Below are 20,448 nucleotides of genomic sequence, written 5' to 3' on the forward strand. Positions count from 1 at the left end.
GAGGCCTCCGCATTCCCCGATCTACGCGACTGTCTTTGCTGCAACGTCCTCGACAGCGGTTTTGGCTTCGTTGCGCACGCGGCTGGCCGTTTCCGAAGCGAGCTTGGAGGTCAGCGACGCGACCTTGCCGGCTTCGGTGGCGTATTCCGATGCCGCATTCTGCAGAAAGGTGGAAAAGATGTCGAAGGCGTCGCTGAATTCGGAACCGTCGATGAGATCCTCGGCCAGCTTAACATCCTGCTCGTAACGATGTTTCAGAAACGCCAGCGTTTCGATCTGATAGCGCATCACCGCCTTGAAGGCGTGCGCCTGAAGAGACGCGGCAGCGAGGATGAGCTTCTGGCCATTTTCCGCCATCGGCAAGGGTTGCGTGCCGAATTGCCACGGCTCCGGTTGGATCTGCATGATCGGTGAACTCCCTTGTGAGGCGGCGCAAACAAAGTGTCCGCCAGACAACGCTACCGCCATTCGTCGTCGGGTCATTGATTAAGATCAAGGCGCATGACCTTTACCGGAGTGCACGGGCAATCGAGCGCCATCAGGTCTCGCCGTATTTGACACGCATCAAGGCCCTTGCCCTTTCTTCGTGGCTAGCTCGCCTCGAAAGCAAAAAGGGCCGAAACGATGGCTTTCAAGACGATCATGGTTCAACTGGACGTGGACGCCATCGGCGCACCGCTCATCTCCGTCGCGTGGGACTTTGCGCAACGGCATGATGCCGATCTGATCGGCTTCTGTGCGGCGGAGCCACATTTTGTCATGCCAACCGGCACTGACGACAGGGCCGCCACAAAGGCCATATGGTCTCAGGTGGAGGAGATAGAGGGTCGCCTCAACTGCTTGAGCGAGGAATTCCTAAGCACTGTCAACGGCGGCAATCGCGCCTCGTGGCGCGGCGAAATAGGAAATCCGACCCTTCAACTTGCGCTTAATGCACGCGCCGCCGACCTGATCGTAACTGGGTCGCCGACGGCCGATCTGATAGTAGACCATCACCGCGCCCTGGACATCGCAAGCTTCATCCTAGCAGCCGGCCGCCCGATACTTGTGGCGTCGGAACCCTGTGCTCCGATCAAGGCCGAAAGCATCCTGATTGCATGGAATGACACGCGGGAAGCGCGGCGTGCCGTTGTTGACGCCATGCCCTTCCTGATCGACGCCCGGGATGTTGTGATCGTCACCGTAGATAATGGGGATACCGCACCTCGGGACAATGTTGCAGATGTCGAACTCTTCCTGAGACGCCACGGGGTGAAGGCGCGATCGAAAGTGTTGGATGCGCGGTGCTCCGAACCAGCGGAGATCCTCCTCCAGATCGGACAGGAGATCGCGGCCGATCTCATTGTTCTCGGCGGCTATGGTCACAGCCGTGTGCAGGAAACGACTTTTGGCGGCGTGACGCGCTCGCTACTCCAGAGCGGGTCGTTCCATCGGCTCATCTCGAACTGAGGTGGCGCGCCCGTGCGTGGAGGCCCAATTGATCCGGCGCAATGCGCAGACGCCCTCGACGCTTCGGGATGAAGATGGAAACTTCAAGGAGCATGCCATGAGCCAGCTGTCCCATACCTCTTTCGGCAGTTTCACCCACGCTGCTCAGCAGGCGCAGCAGGGGGTCAACGAGCTTGCCAGGGATCTTTGCTGGAGCGAACCGAGCGCGTGTCGCCTCCTGCGGTCCGTTTTGCACACGGTGCGAGACTGGCTGTCGCCAGCGGAGATGGCCGATCTTTCCGCGCAACTGCCCGTCTTGATCCGTGGCATCTACTTCGAAGGCTGGAATCCATCGGTGCTTGTGCGTGAGCGCAAGAAAAGTGATCCTCAGCGTCTGAACCAGTTTCGGCTATGATGAGGACGTCGATTTCGATGTCGCAATCAACGCGGTGTTCAAAGTTCTCGACCGTCACATTACGCATAGCGAAATTGAGCAGGTAAGAACCTCGATGAAGAAGTCGCTTCGAAAACTGTGGCCGGTAGATTGACCGATGTTCCGCGACCGCAAAGAGGCTGGGGAGAAGCTCGGCACGGAACTGAGCAGGCTTCAACTGCACCAGCCTGTCGTGCTGGCTTTGCCGCGAGGTGGCGTTCCTGTCGCGGTGGAAGTGGCCAGGGCCCTGAATGCTCCTCTTGATCTGCTCATTGTCCGCAAGATTGGCGCCCCCGGCAATTCCGAGCTGGCAGTTGCCGCGATCGTCGATGGCGAGCCTGGGGACGTTGTGTTGAACCGTGAGATCGTCGAGGCCTACGCGCTCGACGACGACGCGCTTCGTGTCTTGGTCGCCAAGGAACGTCCTGAACTCGAGCGCCGGTGCATTGCCTATCGAGGCAACCGGCGGCCCATGTCGATTGCTGGCAAGACAGCGATCATCGTGGATGACGGTGCAGCGACCGGCACAACCATGAAGGTCGCGATCCGTGCGCTGCGGCATCGCTCGCCACGGGAAATCATCGTTGCTGTTCCGGTCTCTCCGCCGGACACTGCGGCTGATTTGGCAAGGGAAGCGGACCGTTTGGTATGCCTCAGCCAGCCAGGGCGGTTCCGTACCCTGGGTCACCACTACCTGCGGTTTCCGCAGCTCTCTGACAGCGAAGTGATTGCCGCCATGGACGAGGCTGCCAAGCTGTACAAGACTGGCCATCGGCACGTCGCCGGCGATGGTTCAAGAGCTAGATAGAAGAGGAGATCACGTCACGCTTGTCCGCACACTTTCGGCCTTGGAGTGCACGAAAATCCTGACGACCAATCGCGTTGGCCGCTTGGCATGCACGAAGGACGGGCAGCCCTACGTCGTGCCCTTCCACTACGCCCATGCGGCTGCTCATCTTTACGCGTTTTCCATGCCGGGCAAGAAGATCGACTGGATGCGAGCCAATCCGCTGGTGTCCGTCCAGGTCGACGAACCTGGCCAGGGACGAGGATGGAGAAGCGTCGTCGTCGATGGTCGCTACGAAGAACTGCCTGATCGTATCGGCTACAAGCTCGAACGAGATCATGCCTGGGCGGTCTTGAGCAAGTACCCGGACTGGTGGGAACCTGGCGCACTCAAGCCGGTCGTTCCTCCCACGGCCGAGAGTGCACCGCATGTTTTCTTCCGAATCCTCATCGTGCAGTTGTCGGGACGAGGAGCAAGTGCGTAGCTTCGCTTCCCTTCGTTGCTATATATGGAATGGGCCGGCGTAATCTGCGCCAGCCCGTTGTTCGCTGCGGTCGAATTTATCGAGCCATCAAAACCGGCAGAGATTGCCCTTCAAGCATCGATTTGGTGACGCCGCCGAAAATCCTCTCGCGCAACCGGGAATGACCATAGGCACCCATAATGATAAGCTCCGCTGCAACGTCACCTGCATGCTGACGAAGCACGTCGGCGACAGAATGGTCCGCGCTCGGCAGTCGTTCGACCGTAACCTTCACGCCGTGCCGGGCAAGATAGGTCGCGGCATCTGCTCCGGGTTCTGCGCCGTGATGGAACTCGTCCTCGATCGGGTCGACCATGACGAGGCGCACATCATCAGCACCTTTCAGCATGTCGAGCGACTCGCGAACGGCGCGCGCTGACTCAAGGCGGGCGTCCCAAGCAACCAGGATGCGTTTCGGCTTCAGCGTTGGCCGCACGCCCTCGGGAACTAGCAGGATAGGCTTTCCCGATGAGAACAGCGCTCCTTGGATGACTTTATCCCTGAGTGTCGGGCTTGTGAGCAGATCTGGGCCAAGAACGGTCAGATCGGCATAGCGGGCGCGCCTTCCGATGACTTCGTCCGCCCAGGCCGTGTCGGGGTAGTCGTCGCTCAGATCAGCCGATACCTCGCTGTGCGAAAGAAAGGCGCCGACTGTCGAGATTCGCTTCTTGAGCCTGTTGACCTCGACCTGACGCTCCTCAAACCAGGCTGGCGAAACGACACCCAGATGCGCACTGCCTGAAGGTGGTGCGGCCAGCTCGAGAACGAGCACCGAGAGATGGGCGCCGATCTGTTCGCACAGGCCGGCGGCCAGCTTGAGATCGCCCTCGCCCTGGTTCGGTCCGGTAACCGTAAGCAGTGTCTTGAACGTCACGGCAACAAACTCCTCATTTCGAAAGAAAGTTCAATCGTTGCTGAAGCGTAAGCGAGAGGGGCTGGTGCGTTCATTGCGCTGAATCAAACACTTTGGTGCGGCGGCATTTGATCCGCATCAACGCACTGTCGAGCCGGGGCTGTAGGCTTGCGCCAATCAATCGGGGGAACGCAGATGAAGTTCCTGATCGCGGTGGCCTTGGCGGTTTTGCCCTTCAATGCGACGGACGCCCAGGAACTCGGCAACGGCAAGGCGGAATACATGAACTCCTGTGCCGTATGCCACGGTCCGGAAGGCAAGGGCGACGGACCGCTCGGCGACGAATTGATCAAGCGGCCGGCTGACCTGACCCGTCTTTCGAAACACAATGGCGGCGCGTTTCCCTATTGGCGCGTTTTCGCCATGATCGACGGCCGCACAATGGTGCCGGAGCACGGCGATCGCGACATGCCGGTCTGGGGTCGCGAGTTCCTCCCCGGCGACGTGAAGAAATATGGTCCGAACGCCGGGGAAATCGTCACCAGGGAACGGATCCATGATCTGGCCGGTTATGTCCAGACGCTGCAACGATGAGAGCAGATGATGGAAACAGTCTCCGGAAGACGCAACATCGAGGATAGCGAACCATGATCGTTGACGGCCAGCAAGCCGCTATCGCGTTTCTGCTTGATCCTGCCTCATACGGCGCGACTACGCCGGTCGAGGCGATCGAGACCCATATCTCGCGTATTTTTCTGACTGGCGAACGCGCCTTCAAGATGAAGCGGGCAGTCAAACTGCCCTATGTCGATTTCTCGACGCCGGCCCTTAGGCTCAGCGCTTGCGAGAAGGAGGTGGAACTCAACTCGAAGACGGCACCCGATCTGTATCGGAGTGTGCGTCGCATCACGCGCGAGGCGGGCGGCAGACTGGCCTTTGACGGCACCGGTCAGATGGTCGAGGCCGCGATCGAGATGGTCCGCTTCGATCAGTCAAGGCTGTTAGATCGGATGGCAACCGCAGGAGAATTGACCCCGGCATTGATGACGGCTGTCGCACGCGTGATCGTGGGGTATCACCGTGCCGCGCCGACGATCCACAATGGCAGCGGGTCGTCCAACATTGCGGGTGTGCTCGACATCAACGAGGCAGGGTTTGCCACCAGCCATGTTTTCACGGAGGCGGAGGTCAAGACCTTTGCCGAAACCTTCCGCACCGCCTTCGCCCGCCATTCCGGATTGCTCGATCGTCGCGAAGCCGCGGGCAAGATCCGCCGGTGCCATGGCGATCTACACCTGCGCAACATCTGCCTCTTCGACGACGAGCCCCGCCTCTTCGATTGCATCGAATTCAACGACCAGATCGCCAGCATCGATGTTCTGTACGACCTTGCCTTTCTGCTGATGGATCTTTGGCACCGGGGTTTTCCCCGGTTCGCCAATCTGGTGTTGAACCGCTACCTTGATGAAGCCGACGATGAGGACGGTTTCATCCTGCTGCCTTTCTTCATGGCAGTGCGAGCCGCGGTGCGCGCTCATGTCACCGCGACCCAGGTTGAGGAAGGCAGCGAAGATTCCGAAAAGTTGATTGCCGAGGCCAGATCCTACTTCGAACTTGCCCGGACATTTCTCCAGGATACCTCGCCACGGCTCGTTGCCATCGGTGGCCTGAGCGGGTCCGGGAAAACGACCACAGCGGAGGCGCTCGCCGCCTATATCGGAGCGCCACCCGGCGCCCGCATTGTTGAAAGCGATCGCATCCGCAAGGCCATGCATGGAGTGCCCGCGGAAACCAGGCTGCCGAACCGGGCTTACCGGCCCGAGGTCTCCGATCGCGTCTACCGCGAAATGGCGTGGCGCGCCGGGCTTATCCTTTCCGAGGGCTGCTCTGTCGTCGCCGATGCCGTTTTCGACAGGCCGGCCGATCGTGAGCGGATCGAGAAGGCGGCGCGCGACCGGGGTATCCCGTTCTCCGGATTTTGGTTGGAGGCGGATCCACTCGTCCTTTGGCAGCGGGTCAGTGAACGCAAGGGCGGCCCTTCAGACGCCACCATAGACATCCTCTCGCGGCAATTGCAGCGTAATACCACCCAGTCCGGCTGGCGCAAGATCAACGCCGACCAAGAGCTCGTCGACATCGTTACGGAACTGAGAGAGGTTTCCAAGAGCGATACTTCCAAGACCCTGCGCACAGCCTCCTGACTGGTTCGGATGATCAATCCCGACGGAGTTCGAGCGTGGCCTCCACGAGGCCGGGATCATTCGGAAGATGCGTTATCGAGAAGCCGAATTCGCGGCACATTGCCAGCATCTTGCTATTTTCGCTAAGCACAATGCCTTCGATGCGGCGGATCCCATCGGCTTTTGCGTAGTCAACGATCTGCCTGAGCAATTCCCAGCCCAGACCATGACCCTGCAGATCGGTGCGGACCAGCAAGGCGTATTCGGCAGCAACGTGGTCCGGATCGCAAGACAGACGGCTGATACCCGCCAATGCGCCAGAGCTCGTCTCCAGAGCGACGAAAGCCATGTTGCGATCGTAGTCGAGTTGGGTGAGTCGCTTCAGCATCTGGTCGGAGAAGCTCTTGCGCGGCGACAGAAAACGCAGGCGCAGATCGTCAGGCGAAACCCTGGCTAGGAATTCGGGATAGAGCGCGATATCGGCCGGCTTGATAGGCCGGATATGATAGTGCGTGCCGCCGGTCGAAAACTCCTTTTCCCAATCCGACGGATAGGGCCTGATGGCAAGCGTCGGGTTGGGGCCAGGCTCCTCCACCCGCGCGGGCTCGATCTCGATGCGGGCATCGAGCGCAATTACACCCTCGGCGTCGGCCAGCAACGGGTTGATGTCCATCGAAACGAGACACGGAAAGTCGACGATCATCTGGGACAGGCCGTTCAGCGCGGCAACGATCGCCTGCCGATCCGCCGGCTTGCGATCTCGGAACCCGGCAAGCAGGCGACCGATCCGCGTTTGCCCGATCAAGTCACCGGCAAGAACATCGTCGAGCGGCGGCAGTGCGATCGCGGTATCGTCCGTCACCTCAACCGCGACGCCACCGGCTCCAAACAGCATCGCCGGGCCGAAGATTGGATCGCGACTGACGCCAAGGATCAATTCCTGCGCCTGTCTTCGTATCACCATCGGCTGGACTGCATAGCCCTCGATATCGGCTTGCGGAGCGTGCTTGCGCACACCCACCTCGATTGAGCGTGCGGCCTCGCCGGCGGCGGCGGCGGCAGTGATGCCAAGCACCACCCCACCAACGTCCGACTTGTGCGAGATCGTCTTGGACAGCAGTTTGACGACGACCTGCTTGGATGCCCTGAGAAGCCGCCCAGCCGCCGCCTCCACTTCGGTGGAAGATCTGGCGACGATCGTCTCGGGCACCGGAATCCCATAGGCGGAGATCGCCGCCTTGGCTTCGGGCTCGGTTAGTAATCGCCGGCCTTCCCTGGCGACCTGCCTGAATATGGCAAGCACGGCTTCCCGGTCGCTCGTTGTGTCCTCGCTGCGACTCGAGGGCGTCCGCATCAATGCCCGCTGGGCTCGCGACCATTCGCTCAGGTAGGAGACTGCGGTTGCGGCATCGGCGGGCGTCTCGAAACTGGCAATGCCGGCGTCCTGAAGAACGCGTCGCCCTTCGCGCGCCGTGTGTTCGCCAAGCCAGCAGGTCAGGACCGGTTTGCCGCCGATCTTGCCGTCCTTGGAAAGTGTTGCCACTGCGCCCGCTGCCGCTAGCGGCGAGCCAAGCCCCGTCGGGCAGTTCATGACCAGGACAACGTCGGCCCTGGGATCAGCCGCTACGGCTTCAACGGCGGCCCTGTAGCGCTCCGGCGAGGCGTCGCCGATGATGTCGACCGGATTGGCGTGGGACCATGTAGGCGGCAGGGCGATATTCAGGCGGGCGATTGTCTCTGGCGAGAGCTCGGCCAGTTCGCCCTTGCAGTCGATGAGTTCATCGACGGCGAGCACACCGGCGCCCCCGCCATTGGTGACGATGCCGACCCGGGTCCGCTCGAGCGGAGCGAAACGGGCGGTCGTTTCAACCGCATCGAACAACTCGGCCAGGCCTTTGACGCGCAGGATGCCTGCGCGCAGCAATGCCGCATCGACGACGCGATCGGCGCCCGACAGCGCGCCAGTGTGGGTCGCGGCCGCTTTGGCTGATTGCTCGTGGCGGCCAGACTTGATCGCGATGACCGGCTTGATGCGTGCAGCGGCACGGGCGGCCGAAATGAACTTGCGCGGATTGGGAATGGTTTCGAGATACATCACGATGGCGCGCGTGTGCGCATCGCCCGCCAGCATGTCGAGACAATCACCCACGTCGACATCCGCCATGTCGCCGAGAGAGACGATCTGCGAGAAGCCGACATTGTTGTGTGCCGCCCAGTCGATCAGCGACGTGGCAATGGCGCCGGATTGCGACAGCAGCGCGATGTTGCCGGGCCTGGCGGCCATGTGTGCAAATCCGGCGTTGAGTTTGACGGGCGGGATCATCAGTCCGACCGTGTTCGGCCCGATGATGCGGAACAGACTGGGCTTGGCGGCATCGAGCATCGCCTGGCGCAGGCCGTTTTCACGTGTCAGCCCAGCCGTGATGACAACTGCCGCCCGCGTGCCCTTTTCAGCAAGGTCGTGCACGATGGCGGGAACTATCCCAGGGGGCGTGACGATAACACCGAGGTCCGGAACACCCGGAAGGTCCGCCGCCTTGGAATAGCAGCGGCGACCCGCGACCTCGGAATATTTCGGGTTGACCGGCCAGATATCGCCTTCGAAGCCGCCATTGACGATGTTGTCGAAGACGACACGGCCGACCGAGCCGTCACGCAAAGATGCCCCAAACACGGCAACCGACTTCGGAGCGAACGCATGTTCGAGATTTCGGATCGTCACCCGTTATGTCTCCCATTCGTGGGCGATAATCGCCTAGTCGATCTTGCCCGTTCGTTGCGTTGGATCAAAGCGTTCTGCGGCCATCGCGATTAGCTCCTACGCAAGGTCACTCGCAAAGTGGCGACGAGCTGTTGCGATCAACGTTTGGAGAGTTAGATGGGTTACTATTTTAGCAAGATCGTCGCCATGCCATTCACGGCGGTAATCGACCACGTGACCGACAAGCTCGCAAGCAAGGGGTTTGGCGTTCTGACCTCGATCGACGTCCAGCAGACCATGAAGGCCAAGCTTGGCGTAGATTTCAGGCCCTATGTTATCCTGGGCGCGTGCAATCCGCATCTCGCATGGCGGGCGCTTCAGTCCGAAGACAAGATCGGAACCATGCTGCCTTGCAGCGTAATCGTCACGGAGGTCGGACCAGGAAAGGTAGAGGTCGCAGCGGTGGATCCGGTCGCTTCAATGGGCGCTATCAGCAATCGTGAGCTTGCGCAGGTCGCGAACGATGTGCGGCGCCTGCTCGAGGAGATGGTCCGCGAACTCTAGCGCCAGGGCCATCAGGGTTGTGGGACATTGTATGAACGAGTCGGCGCTGCGGCGCGCATTGCTGGTCATTGCCATCCTGGGTCTCGCCGTTGGAATCGGGGTCTGGCGAACCGGATTGGGACCAATCGAGGCCGACACAATCTGGACGATGGCGACCTTGCCCGTGGTGGCGGCTCTCGCCATCTCCATTCTGCGTGATTTCTGGATCGGCCGCTTCGGTGTCGATGCAATTGCGCTGGTTTCGATGTCCGCCGCGCTGCTGCTTGGCCAATCGCTAGCCGCGGTGGTTGTCGCGATCATGTATGCCGGCGGCACCGTGCTCGAAGATTTTGCCCGCGGCCGCGCCGAGCGGAACCTCAAGGCACTCACCGACCGGTCGCCGCGTGTCGCACATCGCAAGGCGACAAAAGGAACAGAAACCATCCCCATCGAAGAGGTCGCTGTCGGCGACACTCTGCTGGTACGTGCCGGAGAACTGCTTCCCGTCGACGGCATCCTATTGGATGCTTCGGCCTCGCTCGACGAGGCTGCGGTGACCGGAGAGCCATTGCCGGTGCCGCGCAGCGCTGGCGACACGCTCCGCAGCGGCACCGTCAACGCGGGCGAGACCTTCAGCATGCGGGCTTCCGCCCTCGCAGAACAGAGCACTTATGCGGCGATCGTGCGCATGGTCGCGGCGGCGCAGACCGCCAAAGCGCCCTTCATACGCATGGCTGACCGTTTTGCCCTGTTCCTGTTGCCGGCCACCTTGCTGGTTTCCGGCATCGCGTGGTTTATCTCCGGCGATCCGATCCGGGCGCTCGCCGTGCTGGTCGTCGCGACGCCCTGCCCCCTCATTCTCGCCGCACCTGTTGCCTTCATCGGCGGCGTGTCCCGCGCTGCACGCGCCGGTATCTTGATGAAAGGTTCGGCGGCGCTGGAGGCCCTTGCGCAGGTTCGGACCGCGATCTTCGACAAGACCGGCACCTTGACCATCGGCGGCGCCGAGCTCATCGAAATCGAAGCTGAACCCGGCTGCAATGCCGACCATCTGCTGCAGTTGTTGGCATCGTTGGAACAGGCCTCGCACCATGTGCTCGCAGACTCGATCATCCGGGCGGCGCGCGGGAGGCAGCTGATGCTTTCGCATCCGCATGATGTCCGCGAGCATCGGGGCGCGGGCCTGAAGGGTCGGGTCGAAAGCATGTCCATCGCGGCGGGATCGCAGGCTCTCGTGCTCGGCGACAAACCACTGCCCAGATGGGCGAAAGGCGGTGAAGACCGATACCGGGACCAGCCGGTGTTGAGGGTTTTTGTCACGCTCGGCAATCACCTTGCCGGCATTTTCACCTTCGGCGATGCGCTGCGTGCCGATGCTCACGACGCGCTCGCCAATCTGCGTTCGGCTGGCATCACGCGCATGGTCATGCTGACAGGTGATGACGGTGCCGCCGCAAAGCGTATTTCTTCCATGCTGGATCTGGATGTCATTGTCGCAGATGCTGTTCCAGCGGATAAAGTCGCGACTGTAGAGGCCGAGAAAGCAACGGCACCAACAATGATGGTCGGTGATGGCATCAACGATGCACCCGCTCTTGCCGCCGCGACGGTCGGCGTCGCCATGGGCGCGCGCGGGGCGACGGCCTCTTCCGAGGCGGCGGATGTCATCGTTCTCGCTGACCGGCTGGAGCCTGTCGCCGAGGCGGTGCGGGTCGCCCAACGCACGCGCGCGATCGCCCTGCAAAGCATCGTTGTCGGGCTGGCGCTCTCGGCGATAGCGATGGCTGCGGCGGCCATGGGGCAGATCACGCCAGTGGCAGGCGCATTGCTGCAGGAAGGGATCGACGTGGCGGTTATTCTCAACGCGCTGCGCACTCTTGGCGATGGACGTTTCGGGCGCGCATAGTAGATGACCACAAATCGGTGAATGGCCTTGGCACAGCAGAACCTGGTGGTTTGCAGCAAATGCGGCGGGGTCAACCGCCTGCCGCCGGCTCGCAATGCGGGGGAGGCGAAATGCGGAAAGTGTGGGACCAAACTGTTTTCGGGGCACCCCCAGGACGTCGACGCCGAGACCTTCAATCGTCAGATTACTCGTAGCAGCCTGCCCGTTGTCGTCGACGTCTGGGCACCGTGGTGCGGCCCCTGCAAGATGATGGCGCTGGCTTACAATGCAGCAGCAAATGAACTGGAGCCGCGTGTTCGTCTGATCAAACTCAATTCTGACAATGAGCAGGCTGTTGCGGCCAGGTTCGGCATTCGCAGCATCCCGACCATGATCCTCTTTCATGGCGGACGAGAAACCGCACGCACATCCGGCGCAATGACAGCAGGCCAGATCGTCAGGTGGGTTCGCGACCGCCTTCCGACGGTCGCCGCCTGAAAATTGCCGCACCATGGATCCGTTCATTGCCCGGCTCGGACTGGCCCTGGCAATTGGCTTGCTCGTCGGTCTGGAGAACGCGGCTGGCGGGAGCGGGAGGTGCCCGATCGCAGCCGCACGGCCAGCATTCGTACCTTTGGAATATCCAGCGCTCGGCGGGATTCTGGCCGCACCCAGCACTCGGATGCGGTATCGGTGCTGGTCGGCGAATCGCCTGCTCGGTGCGTTGCGGCTGATCACGCATTCGGTCCGTGTATACGATCTGTCAGGCGCTGCTGGCGGCGCTGGCGGCAAATACGATCGGTCACCTGTCACTGGCGGTGTTTGCCGGTCCGATCAGGTTCTGGTCGCCGCTGGCCGCCGCAACCCTGGTCGCTGTGATCGCTGGCTACAGCGCTGCCGAGCGTCTACGAGAAACGAGCCTCTCACCCTTCTTTGACGCGGATCAAAGTCAAGTGCTGTCGCCGCTTTATGAAACTCGGTCAAAGGAGTTTGCCATGACCAAGCTGAATGACCTTACCGAGAAATTCCGGCATATCCGGCTCTTGCTTGCCCGTGAAAAGGGCCATCTGGAAGGTGACCGCCAAGAGGGCTATGACGTGCTGGCTCCGTTGACCGACGAAGGCCGAATCGATGCCGACGAATGGAAGTTGCACAGGGCCTCCTGCAGTGTTCGCAGGTTTCGAACCGGCGAGGAAGACGTGATCGGCCGGCTGAGGCGCAAGCCCGGAGGACAGTGGTATTTCGACTATGCCGAAGGCGATCGCGACGACGAGATCGGCTTCCATCTTGGCGACGAACGCTTCGTGACCGGTGAATATGTGTCGATCCAACGCAGCGGCGCCATGCACACTTACCAGGTGGCGCGGGTAGAACGGCCTTGACGCCTCGGGGCCAAGCTCCCTGGGAGTAGACCATGTCGCGACGCATCCTGATTGTGGTCGGCCATCCCGACCCGTCCCCGGACCGACTCTGCCGCGGTCTCGCCAAGGCCTATGGCGAGGGCGCGGAAAAGGCGGGGCATGCCGTTCGCCGGATCGATCTGGCAACGCTTGATTTCCCAATGCTGCGGACGATGCAGGCGTTCGAACATGATGCGGTTCCCGACGAACTGAAGGACGCAGTCGAAGCGATCGTCTGGGCTGAGCACATCGTCTTTGTCTTTCCGCTGTGGCTCGGAACCATGCCGGCTCTGCTCAAGGCATTTCTCGAACAGGTCATGCGGCCAGGAACGGCCTTTGCCTACCCGGACAAAGGTGGCGGCTTCACCAAGGCACTGCTTCGCGGACGCTCCGCGCGCCTCGTGGTGACGATGGGAATGCCTTCCGTTCTTTACCGACTATGGTTCCTCGGTCACGGTATCGCCGCCATACGGCGAAGCATCCTGCATTTTGTAGGCATCAGTCCGGTACGCGAGACCTTGTTCGGCATGGTCGCGGGCACCAGCGATGCGACCCGCGCGAAGTGGATCCGGCAACTGCACGGACTGGGTGAACGGGCAAGATAACGCTCGTTGAATGTTAATCACGGCACCAGCACGGCGGCGCCGGTCAACCTCCCTTCCCTCAGATCGTCCAGCGCCTGATTGGCCTGTTCCAGCGGATAGACCTTGGTATGCGTGCGAACCTGCGCGCGCTTTGCAATGGGAAAGAACTCTTCCGCGTCGCGGCGCGTCAGGTTTGCCACCGATACAAGTTCACGCTCTTCCCAGAGTAATGCGTATGCCATCGCTGGAATGTCACTCATGTGAATGCCGCCGCAAACCACCCGGCCACCCTTGCGGACAGCACGAAACGCGATCGGCACCAAGTCACCGACAGGAGCGAAGATGATCGCGGCATCGAGCTGCTTGGGCGGAGATTCATCCGAACCGCCTGCCCAAGCTGCTCCGAGCGAGCGCGCAAATTCCTGTGCTTCTTTGTCGCCCGGCCGGGTGACAGCGAAAACCTCTCGACCTTGCCAGATCGCGATCTGGGCGACGATATGCGCGGCGGCGCCGAAGCCGTAAATCCCGAGCCGCTTGCTATCACCGGTTTTCCTCAGGCATCGCCAGCCGATCAGGCCCGCGCAAAGCAGCGGCGCCAGCGATACGGGGTCGGCATCTGGGTCCAGATCGAAGGCGAATTGGGTGTCTGCAATGGCACGGCTGGCGAAGCCGCCGTCGCGCGTATAGCCCGTGAAATCTGGCTGATCGCAAAGATTTTCACTCCCTGCGACGCAGTAGGAACAACGCCCACAAGTGTGCCCGAGCCAAGGCACGCCCACTCTGCGCCCGATCCTGGAACGCGCGACGCCCTTGCCAACAGAATCGATGATGCCGACGATTTCATGACCCGGGATGAGCGGCAGCTTTGGATGAAGCAGATCCCCATCCGCCACATGCAGATCGGTCCGGCAGACCGCGCATGCCTCGACCTTAAGCCCGATCTCGCCCACCCCAGGTATCGGATCGGGCCTGTCGACCAGTTTCAAAGGGGTGCCGACGCTTTCAAGCATCATTGCTCTCATGACGCGCTCCATACGCCGCGGAAAACAACGCCGAGACCGCCCAGTCTGTTTGGTCGAGCCAGCGTTCGGCCCAGCCGTTGACTTTGCCTTCGGTCGTAACCTTGCCGTCGTGCGGCGGCCAAACCGACAAGACCAGCGATCCCGGCGAGCTTTCAAAAACTGCGACAGTCGCAGGCCAAAGGGTTGCCAGGTGGCCCAAGGCCTATGGATCGACGGTGAACTCGGCCCACATACCGGCTCCATAGTGACCTGGTACGTTGCAGATAAGCAGGTATTTTCCAGCCTTCAGTTCGACGGTCAATGCGCCTGATTTGCCGGGATCGAGCTCCGAGACCTCGCCCTTGTCGCCAGCTTTGTCTTCGTCGACCCGGTTCTCGGCCTCAAGGTAGGGAAGCGGCTTGCCGGGATCCGCAAGGTACATCACGATCATTTCGTGGACGGTGTCCTTGGAGTCATTTTTCACATTGAATGTGACCTCCCCGGCCTTCACAGCACCTGGCGAAGCCGTGATGCCCATAGTCGCCTTTGCGAGATCGAGGCCCGGCACCGCATAGGCGAGACCCATAGGCATCTCCATGCTCGCGCCTTTGTCCCACAGCGAAATCTGGACAAGCGCCGCAGCCTGGACGGCGCCCGCACTGCCGGCCACGAGCATTGCGGCAGCAAGCCCGAGCGCTGCACTCCTCGATATTGTTTTCATGGTGATCCTCTTTCAGGACGGCAGCGGAAGCGCTCTACATCCCGACCGTCATCCTGCTCTTGGCATCACCCGCCGTCCTTGCGCCAGATCAAACTGACCGGCGCAAGCATGATCGGCGCCGCCGATGCAAATGTCGGCGGTTGTCAGGTTGAATTGGCAATGTCGGACCGAAATCTACCCAAGGCACGGCGATCGGGAAAACTGGCTTGGCACCCTAAGGCTGCCTTTGCTGTTCAGCCAACGGCTATTGACCCGTATCAAAGCTGCCAGCCTTGTCTTCCTGTTTAATGCCTCCCATCAGAGCCTTCAAATTTGGGAGAGCATCATGACTACTGCCGGAATCAACATCCCTATCCCTGGAGTCGCGACGTCGGCGTCGCCGAAGCTTCGACTCGGTTCTCTGACCGCATTGGTCATTGGGTCGATGGTCGGTTCTGGCGTGTTCAGCCTGCCGCAGAACATGGCCGCCGGGGCCGGTCCTCTTGCCGTCATGATTGGCTGGGCGATCACCGCCGTCGGCATGCTGGCGCTGGTGTTCGTCTATCAATCGCTTGCAACCCGCAAGCCCGAGCTCGACGCCGGGCCCTACGCTTATGCCAGCGCGGGCTTCGGCCCCTTCATCGGCTTCAACAGCGCCTGGGGCTACTGGATCAGCGCCTGGGTCGGCAACGTCTCCTACGCGGTGATCGTCTTTAGCGCCCTGTCCTATTTCTTCCCGGCCTTCGGTGACGGAAATACCTGGCAGGCTGGCTCGGCGCATCGATCCTGCTGTGGCTGATCCATGCCCTGGTTCTCGCCGGCATCCGGCAGGCCGCCGTCGTGAACCTCATCGTCACGGTGGCGAAGATCGCTCCAATCGTCCTGTTCGTTGGGGTTGTTGCCGTCGCCTTCAAACTGCAAGTCTGGTCTCTCGACTTCACCGGTTTCGGCAACGCCGGTCTCGGCTCGATCACCGCCCAGGTGAAGAGCACGATGCTGGTGACCCTGTGGGTCTTCATCGGCATCGAAGGCGCTAGCGTATTCTCCGGCCGGGCTGAGCGCCGAAAAGACATCGCCATGGCGACAGTCCTCGGCTTCTTCACTTGTCTCGCCCTCTACGCCCTGGTGTCGCTGCTGTCGCTCGGCATCCTCAGCCAACCTGACCTCGCCGCGCTGAAGAACCCGTCCATGGCGGGCGTGCTGGAGGCGGTCGTCGGTCCCTGGGGGGCTGTCCTAATCAACATCGCGCTTGTCGTGTCGGTGATCGGCGCCTTCCTGAGCTGGACGCTGCTTGCAGCCGAAATTCCGCACGTCGCCGGCAAGGACGGGACGATGCCGAAATTCTTCGGCTCGGAGAGCGGGCGCGGCGTGCCGTCGACTTCGCTTCTTATCACCAACCTGCTCGTCCAGGCTTTCCTGGTAATCACGCTTTTCGCGCAAAGCACCTATCAGGCGCTGTTCTACATCGCGTCGGCCGCAATCCTGGTTCCTTACATCTTCTCTGGAGCTTATGCGGCCAAGCTCGCGCTGACCGGAGAGAGCTACGAGAGTGGCGAACAGCGCATCGGACCGCTTTTCGCCGGGTTGCTGGCAACGGTATACGGGCTGTGGCTCGTCTACGCGGCAGGGCCGGCCTACCTCTTCATGTGCGCGATCCTCTACGCGCCAGGCATCATCTTCTACATCTGGGCGCGCCGTGAAACCAATCAGCGCGTGTTCCATCCTGCCGAAGCGGCGCTCGCCGGAACCCTGATCGCTGTCGCCATCCTCGCCGTTTACGAGATGTGGACCGGCGCCATCAGCCCGCTGTGAAAGGATTCGTTCGATGACGAACCTGGGTGTCCACTCCGAAGTCGGCCGTCTGCGCGAGGTGATGGTCCATCGTCCTGACCTCAGCCTGCGCAGGCTAACACCGGAGAACTGCAAGGCGCTGCTTTTCGACGACGTCCTGTGGGTCAAGCGGGCCCGCCAGGAGCATGACGTCTTCGTGGATGCGTTGCGCGAACGCGGCGTTCTGGTGCATTCCTTCGGGGAACTCCTCGCGGAGACAATGAGCCTGGCCAAGGCCCGCGACTGGCTCCTCGACCGCCGGGTCCATCCCGGCGTCGTTGGGCTGGATATGGTCGGCGAGATGCGGGGATGGCTCAACGAGATGCCGTCAGGGCAGCTGGCATCTTACCTTGTCGGCGGCATCGCCCGGGCGGAGCTTCCTTTTGAACCCAAAGGCCTGACTGGAAGGACGCTCCTCCCCCAGGACTTCGTGCTGCCGCCGCTGCCGAACCAGCTCTTCACCCGTGACAGCTCCTGCTGGATTTACGGTTCGGTCTCGGTCAATTCCATGTACTGGCCCGCCAGGCGCCCGGAAGCGGCCAATGTCGAAGCCGTGTACCGCTTCCATCCCCACTTTCGCGAAAGTGGGGCTCCTTTCGTGTCGCCAGACTTGGGAACAGGGACCAGCCTTGAAGGCGGAGATGTCATGCCGATCGGGGGCGGTACGGTTCTCGTCGGCATGGGAGAGCGCACCACGCCGCAAGCCGTGGGCGACTTGGCGCGCAGCCTCTTCGCGGCTGGCGAGGGGACGCGCGTGATTGCCGCCTTGATGCCACGCGATCGCAGTTTCATGCATCTCGACACCGTCTTCACCTTCTGTGATCGCGACCTGGTCACCATGTATCCGCCCGTCGTTGAGCGGTTGCGCACCTTCTCGCTGCGGCCGGGCGATGGAGAAGCGGCGGTCGAGGTCACCGCTGAGACCAAACCGTTCACCGCAGTGGTTGCTGAAGCCCTTGGTCTGAAGTCGCTGCGCATCATCGCCACAGGTGGCGACCGTTACGAGGCCGAGCGCGAGCAATGGGATGATGGCAACAATGTCGTTGCGGTCGAGCCCGGAGTGGTCATCGGATACGACCGCAACGTCTACACCTGCGTCGAGCCGGAATTGAAGTGATCACTGTCGAGGGCGCCGAACTCAGTCGCGGCCGCGGCGGCGGCCACTGCATGACCTGTCCGATTGTCCGCGACGCGACTTGACCAGAGAGGAAATCCACATGTCGATCAACCTTCATGGCCGCTCCGTCTTGACCCTGGACGATCTCACGGCCGACGAAATCCGCTTTCTTCTCAAGCTGGCCGCTGACCTCAAGGCGGCCAAGCTCGCCGGGCACGAGATCCCGCGTCTCGTCAGGAAAAACATCGCTCTGATCTTCGAGAAGGATTCGACGCGCACACGGACGGGGTTCGAAGTCGCGGCCTACGACCAGGGCGCTCACGTCACCTATTTCGGGCCCACGGGCAGCCATATCGGCCACAAGGAATCCATGAAGGATACAGCGCGCGTGCTCGGCCGCATGTATGACGCGATCGAGTATCGCGGCTTTGGCCAACATCAGGCCGAACTGCTTGCCGCGCATGCTGGCGTGCCGGCCTACAACGGTCTCACCGACGAGGCGCATCCGACGCAGATCCTCGCCGATTTGATGACCATGCGTGAATTCACGCACAAGCATCTGTCGGACATGACCGTCACTTTCGTCGGTGAGGGACGGATAATGTCGCGCTGTCGCTTGCACTCGGAGCCGCCAAGGTCGGCATCGACATGCGCATCGCGTCGCCAAAAGAGCTCTGGCCGGATGAGGAATTCTGCGCCCATGTTCGGGACCTGGCGCAACGCAGCGGTGGCCGCCCTCATTGATCCTCGTGAACATGGTCCGCGATCGCGTTTGATGCGTATCAAGGCCAACCGACGGGATGCCTGTTTAGTTGAAACTGGCTAACAGGTTCGGAGGCGGTCATGGCTCACAAACAGATATTGTTCCGTTCAGTCGCGCGCGAAAAGATCCTTCGCGGCGCGACCCAACTCGCCGATGCCGTACGAGTAACGCTTGGGCCGCGCTCGAAGTCTGTACTGATCGAAAAGAAATGGAGTGCCCCGATCGTTTGCAATGACGGGGTGACGATTGCCAAGGAATTCGACCTGAAGGACCCGGAAGAAAATCTCGGCGCCAGGATGCTGAGACAGGCAGCCGAGAAGACCGGTGAAATGGTCGGCGACGGCACCAGCACGTCCACCATCCTCGCTCACGCAATGTTTGCCGACGGCGTTCGCAACGTCGTCGCCGGCGCCAGCGCGATCGACATCAAGCGGGGCCTTGATCGCGCCACCAAACGCGCGATCGATACACTCAAGCAGATATCTCGACCGGTCTCGACCAGGCGAGAGAAGGAACAAGTGGCAACGATCTCAGCGCACAACGACCCGCTCATCGGTCAGTTGGTCGGCGAGGCGATGGAAAAGGTCGGCGGCGAAGGAGTCATCACTGTCGAAGAGTCGAAGACCACTGAAACCGTTCTGGACGTCGTCGAAGGCATGCAGTTCGATCGCGGATTCCTGTCACCGTATTTCGTGACCGATCCCGAGAAGATGGAGGCAGTCTTGGAGGACGCGGTCGTCCTCATCGTCGAAAAGAAGATCGCTTCGCTCAACGACCTCATTAAGCTGCTGGAAGCCGTGGCCAAGTCGGGGTCGCCCCTGCTTGTAATTGCCGAAGAGGTCGAGGGCGAAGCGCTTGCAACCCTGATCGTCAATCAGATCCGGGGCACCTTCAAGAATTGTGCCGTCAAGGCGCCGGGCTTCGGCGATCGCCGCAAAGCCATGCTGCAGGACATCGCCATCCTGAGCGGCGGACAGATCATTTCCGACGATCTCGGGCTCAAACTCGAAAATGTCGCGATGGAGCAGCTGGGGCGTGCAAAGCGGATAGTCATCGACAAGGACACCACGACGATCATCGGCGGTGGCGGGGACGGCAAAGCAATCAAGGGTCGTGTTGAACAGATCCGGCGCGAGATCGAGAACACGACCAGCGACTACGATCGCGAAAAGCTGCAGGAGCGGCTGGCCAAGCTTGCGGGCGGTGTCGCCGTCATCAAGGTCGGCGCGCCGACCGAAGCCGAGATGAAGTCAAAGAAGGAAGCCCTCGACGACGCTATCAGCGCCACCAAAGCCGCAGTCGCCGAAGGTATTGTGCCAGGCGGCGGCCTTGCCCTATTGCGGTGCATCACGACCGTGGCTGACGAGGAACGGCATTGCGAAGGCGACGAGCGGACCGGCGTACAGATCCTCAAGCGAGCTCTCGAAGCACCGGTCAGGCAGATCGCCGAGAATTCAGCTGTCGACGGCGGGGTTGTGATTGCCAAGATGGTTGAAGGCACCGGCAATTTCGGATTCGATGCTGGACGCAAAGAATACGTCGACCTCGTCGAGGCCGGCATTATCGACCCGACCAAAGTGGTGCGCATCGCGCTTGAAAACGCCGTGTCGGTCGCCAGTGTTCTGCTGTTGACCGAGGCGACCATGACCGAAATTCCAGAACTGGCAAAGGAACGGGCGCTGGAGCCCGAGATGACGATGTAGGCACGACGACAGCGAGG

20 protein-coding genes and 1 pseudogene are annotated in these 20,448 nt (G+C 61.3%); 16 read left to right on the top strand and 5 right to left on the bottom strand.

From position 1 onward, the window contains the following. Positions 1–21: 21 nt before the first annotated feature. On the bottom strand, positions 22–405 hold the full coding sequence (locus tag AC1D2G_RS21765; protein WP_477304586.1) for a phasin family protein: 384 nt from the start codon (positions 403–405) through the stop codon (positions 22–24). A 219-nt stretch (positions 406–624) separates the two neighbouring features. Here AC1D2G_RS21765 and AC1D2G_RS21770 point away from each other — a divergent pair, with 219 nt between their 5' ends. The 4 genes from AC1D2G_RS21770 to AC1D2G_RS21785 all read left to right on the top strand — a co-directional run bounded on the left by AC1D2G_RS21770 (position 625) and on the right by AC1D2G_RS21785 (position 3,132). Next, positions 625–1,449 (top strand): universal stress protein, encoded by an 825-nt coding sequence (locus AC1D2G_RS21770; protein WP_477304584.1) that lies wholly within the window; start codon positions 625–627, stop codon positions 1,447–1,449. A gap of 28 nt (positions 1,450–1,477) precedes the next feature. After that, positions 1,478–1,843: a DUF2267 domain-containing protein gene (locus AC1D2G_RS21775; RefSeq protein ID WP_477304582.1), complete on the top strand. Its 366-nt coding sequence runs from the start codon at positions 1,478–1,480 to the stop codon at positions 1,841–1,843. 136 nt (positions 1,844–1,979) lie between these two features. Beyond that, entirely contained in the window at positions 1,980–2,669 is a 690-nt protein-coding gene (locus AC1D2G_RS21780; protein WP_477304580.1) for a phosphoribosyltransferase, read from the top strand. After that, on the top strand, positions 2,650–3,132 hold the full coding sequence (locus AC1D2G_RS21785; RefSeq protein WP_477304578.1) for a pyridoxamine 5'-phosphate oxidase family protein: 483 nt from the start codon (positions 2,650–2,652) through the stop codon (positions 3,130–3,132). The genes AC1D2G_RS21780 and AC1D2G_RS21785 overlap by 20 nt, the downstream gene beginning before the upstream one ends. A 76-nt stretch (positions 3,133–3,208) precedes the next feature. Here AC1D2G_RS21785 and AC1D2G_RS21790 read toward each other — a convergent pair whose 3' ends face one another. Then, on the bottom strand, positions 3,209–4,045 hold the full coding sequence (locus AC1D2G_RS21790) for a universal stress protein (RefSeq protein ID WP_477304576.1): 837 nt from the start codon (positions 4,043–4,045) through the stop codon (positions 3,209–3,211). A 174-nt stretch (positions 4,046–4,219) separates the two neighbouring features. On the opposite strand from AC1D2G_RS21790, the gene AC1D2G_RS21795 reads away from it, so the two are divergent. Both AC1D2G_RS21795 and AC1D2G_RS21800 read left to right on the top strand, forming a co-directional pair. Further along, on the top strand, positions 4,220–4,618 hold the full coding sequence (locus AC1D2G_RS21795; protein ID WP_477304575.1) for a c-type cytochrome: 399 nt from the start codon (positions 4,220–4,222) through the stop codon (positions 4,616–4,618). A 53-nt stretch (positions 4,619–4,671) separates the two neighbouring features. Continuing rightward, positions 4,672–6,225, top strand: a complete 1,554-nt coding sequence (locus AC1D2G_RS21800; RefSeq protein WP_477304574.1) for a bifunctional aminoglycoside phosphotransferase/ATP-binding protein — start codon at positions 4,672–4,674, stop codon at positions 6,223–6,225. A 13-nt stretch (positions 6,226–6,238) separates the two neighbouring features. On the opposite strand, the gene AC1D2G_RS21805 is transcribed toward AC1D2G_RS21800, so the two are convergent. Continuing rightward, a complete protein-coding gene (locus AC1D2G_RS21805) occupies positions 6,239–8,926 on the bottom strand; it encodes a bifunctional acetate--CoA ligase family protein/GNAT family N-acetyltransferase (RefSeq protein ID WP_477304573.1) in 2,688 nt (895 codons plus the stop codon). A 156-nt stretch (positions 8,927–9,082) separates the two neighbouring features. On the opposite strand from AC1D2G_RS21805, the gene AC1D2G_RS21810 reads away from it, so the two are divergent. From AC1D2G_RS21810 to AC1D2G_RS21830, 5 genes are all read left to right on the top strand, one after another. Next, positions 9,083–9,469, top strand: coding sequence for a DUF302 domain-containing protein (locus AC1D2G_RS21810; protein ID WP_477304571.1), 387 nt, complete (start codon positions 9,083–9,085; stop codon positions 9,467–9,469). Between the two features lie 31 nt (positions 9,470–9,500). Next, a complete protein-coding gene (locus AC1D2G_RS21815) occupies positions 9,501–11,354 on the top strand; it encodes a heavy metal translocating P-type ATPase (RefSeq protein WP_477304569.1) in 1,854 nt (617 codons plus the stop codon). A 21-nt stretch (positions 11,355–11,375) separates the two neighbouring features. Continuing rightward, positions 11,376–11,831, top strand: coding sequence for a thioredoxin TrxC (gene trxC / locus AC1D2G_RS21820; protein WP_477398166.1), 456 nt, complete (start codon positions 11,376–11,378; stop codon positions 11,829–11,831). 497 nt (positions 11,832–12,328) lie between these two features. After that, positions 12,329–12,715 carry a hypothetical protein gene (locus AC1D2G_RS21825; RefSeq protein ID WP_477416554.1) on the top strand — a complete coding sequence of 129 codons (387 nt, stop codon included), beginning with the start codon at positions 12,329–12,331 and terminating at the stop codon, positions 12,713–12,715. Positions 12,716–12,747: 32 nt separating this feature from the next. Then, positions 12,748–13,338 (top strand): NAD(P)H-dependent oxidoreductase, encoded by a 591-nt coding sequence (locus tag AC1D2G_RS21830; protein WP_477304564.1) that lies wholly within the window; start codon positions 12,748–12,750, stop codon positions 13,336–13,338. Between the two features lie 17 nt (positions 13,339–13,355). Here AC1D2G_RS21830 and AC1D2G_RS21835 read toward each other — a convergent pair whose 3' ends face one another. Further along, positions 13,356–14,339 carry a zinc-dependent alcohol dehydrogenase family protein gene (locus AC1D2G_RS21835; protein WP_477304562.1) on the bottom strand — a complete coding sequence of 328 codons (984 nt, stop codon included), beginning with the start codon at positions 14,337–14,339 and terminating at the stop codon, positions 13,356–13,358. 202 nt (positions 14,340–14,541) lie between these two features. After that, on the bottom strand, positions 14,542–15,039 hold the full coding sequence (locus tag AC1D2G_RS21840; RefSeq protein ID WP_477304560.1) for a sulfocyanin-like copper-binding protein: 498 nt from the start codon (positions 15,037–15,039) through the stop codon (positions 14,542–14,544). A gap of 124 nt (positions 15,040–15,163) precedes the next feature. Between AC1D2G_RS21840 and AC1D2G_RS21845 the strand changes: the two genes are divergently transcribed. From AC1D2G_RS21845 to groL, 5 genes and pseudogenes are all read left to right on the top strand, one after another. Continuing rightward, positions 15,164–15,817, top strand: coding sequence for an amino acid permease (locus AC1D2G_RS21845; protein WP_477304558.1), 654 nt, complete (start codon positions 15,164–15,166; stop codon positions 15,815–15,817). Positions 15,818–15,840: 23 nt separating this feature from the next. Continuing rightward, positions 15,841–16,830 (top strand): amino acid permease, encoded by a 990-nt coding sequence (locus AC1D2G_RS21850; protein ID WP_477416564.1) that lies wholly within the window; start codon positions 15,841–15,843, stop codon positions 16,828–16,830. A 13-nt stretch (positions 16,831–16,843) separates the two neighbouring features. Next, a pseudogene (locus AC1D2G_RS21855) lies at positions 16,844–18,048 on the top strand (arginine deiminase). Positions 18,049–18,065: 17 nt separating this feature from the next. Then, positions 18,066–18,791, top strand: a complete 726-nt coding sequence (locus AC1D2G_RS21860) for a Rossmann-fold NAD(P)-binding domain-containing protein (protein ID WP_477304556.1) — start codon at positions 18,066–18,068, stop codon at positions 18,789–18,791. Between the two features lie 17 nt (positions 18,792–18,808). Further along, a complete protein-coding gene (groL, locus tag AC1D2G_RS21865) occupies positions 18,809–20,431 on the top strand; it encodes a chaperonin GroEL (RefSeq protein WP_477304554.1) in 1,623 nt (540 codons plus the stop codon). The last annotated feature ends 17 nt before the right edge of the window (positions 20,432–20,448 follow it).

Source organism: Mesorhizobium sp. P2_C7, assembly GCF_056404515.1.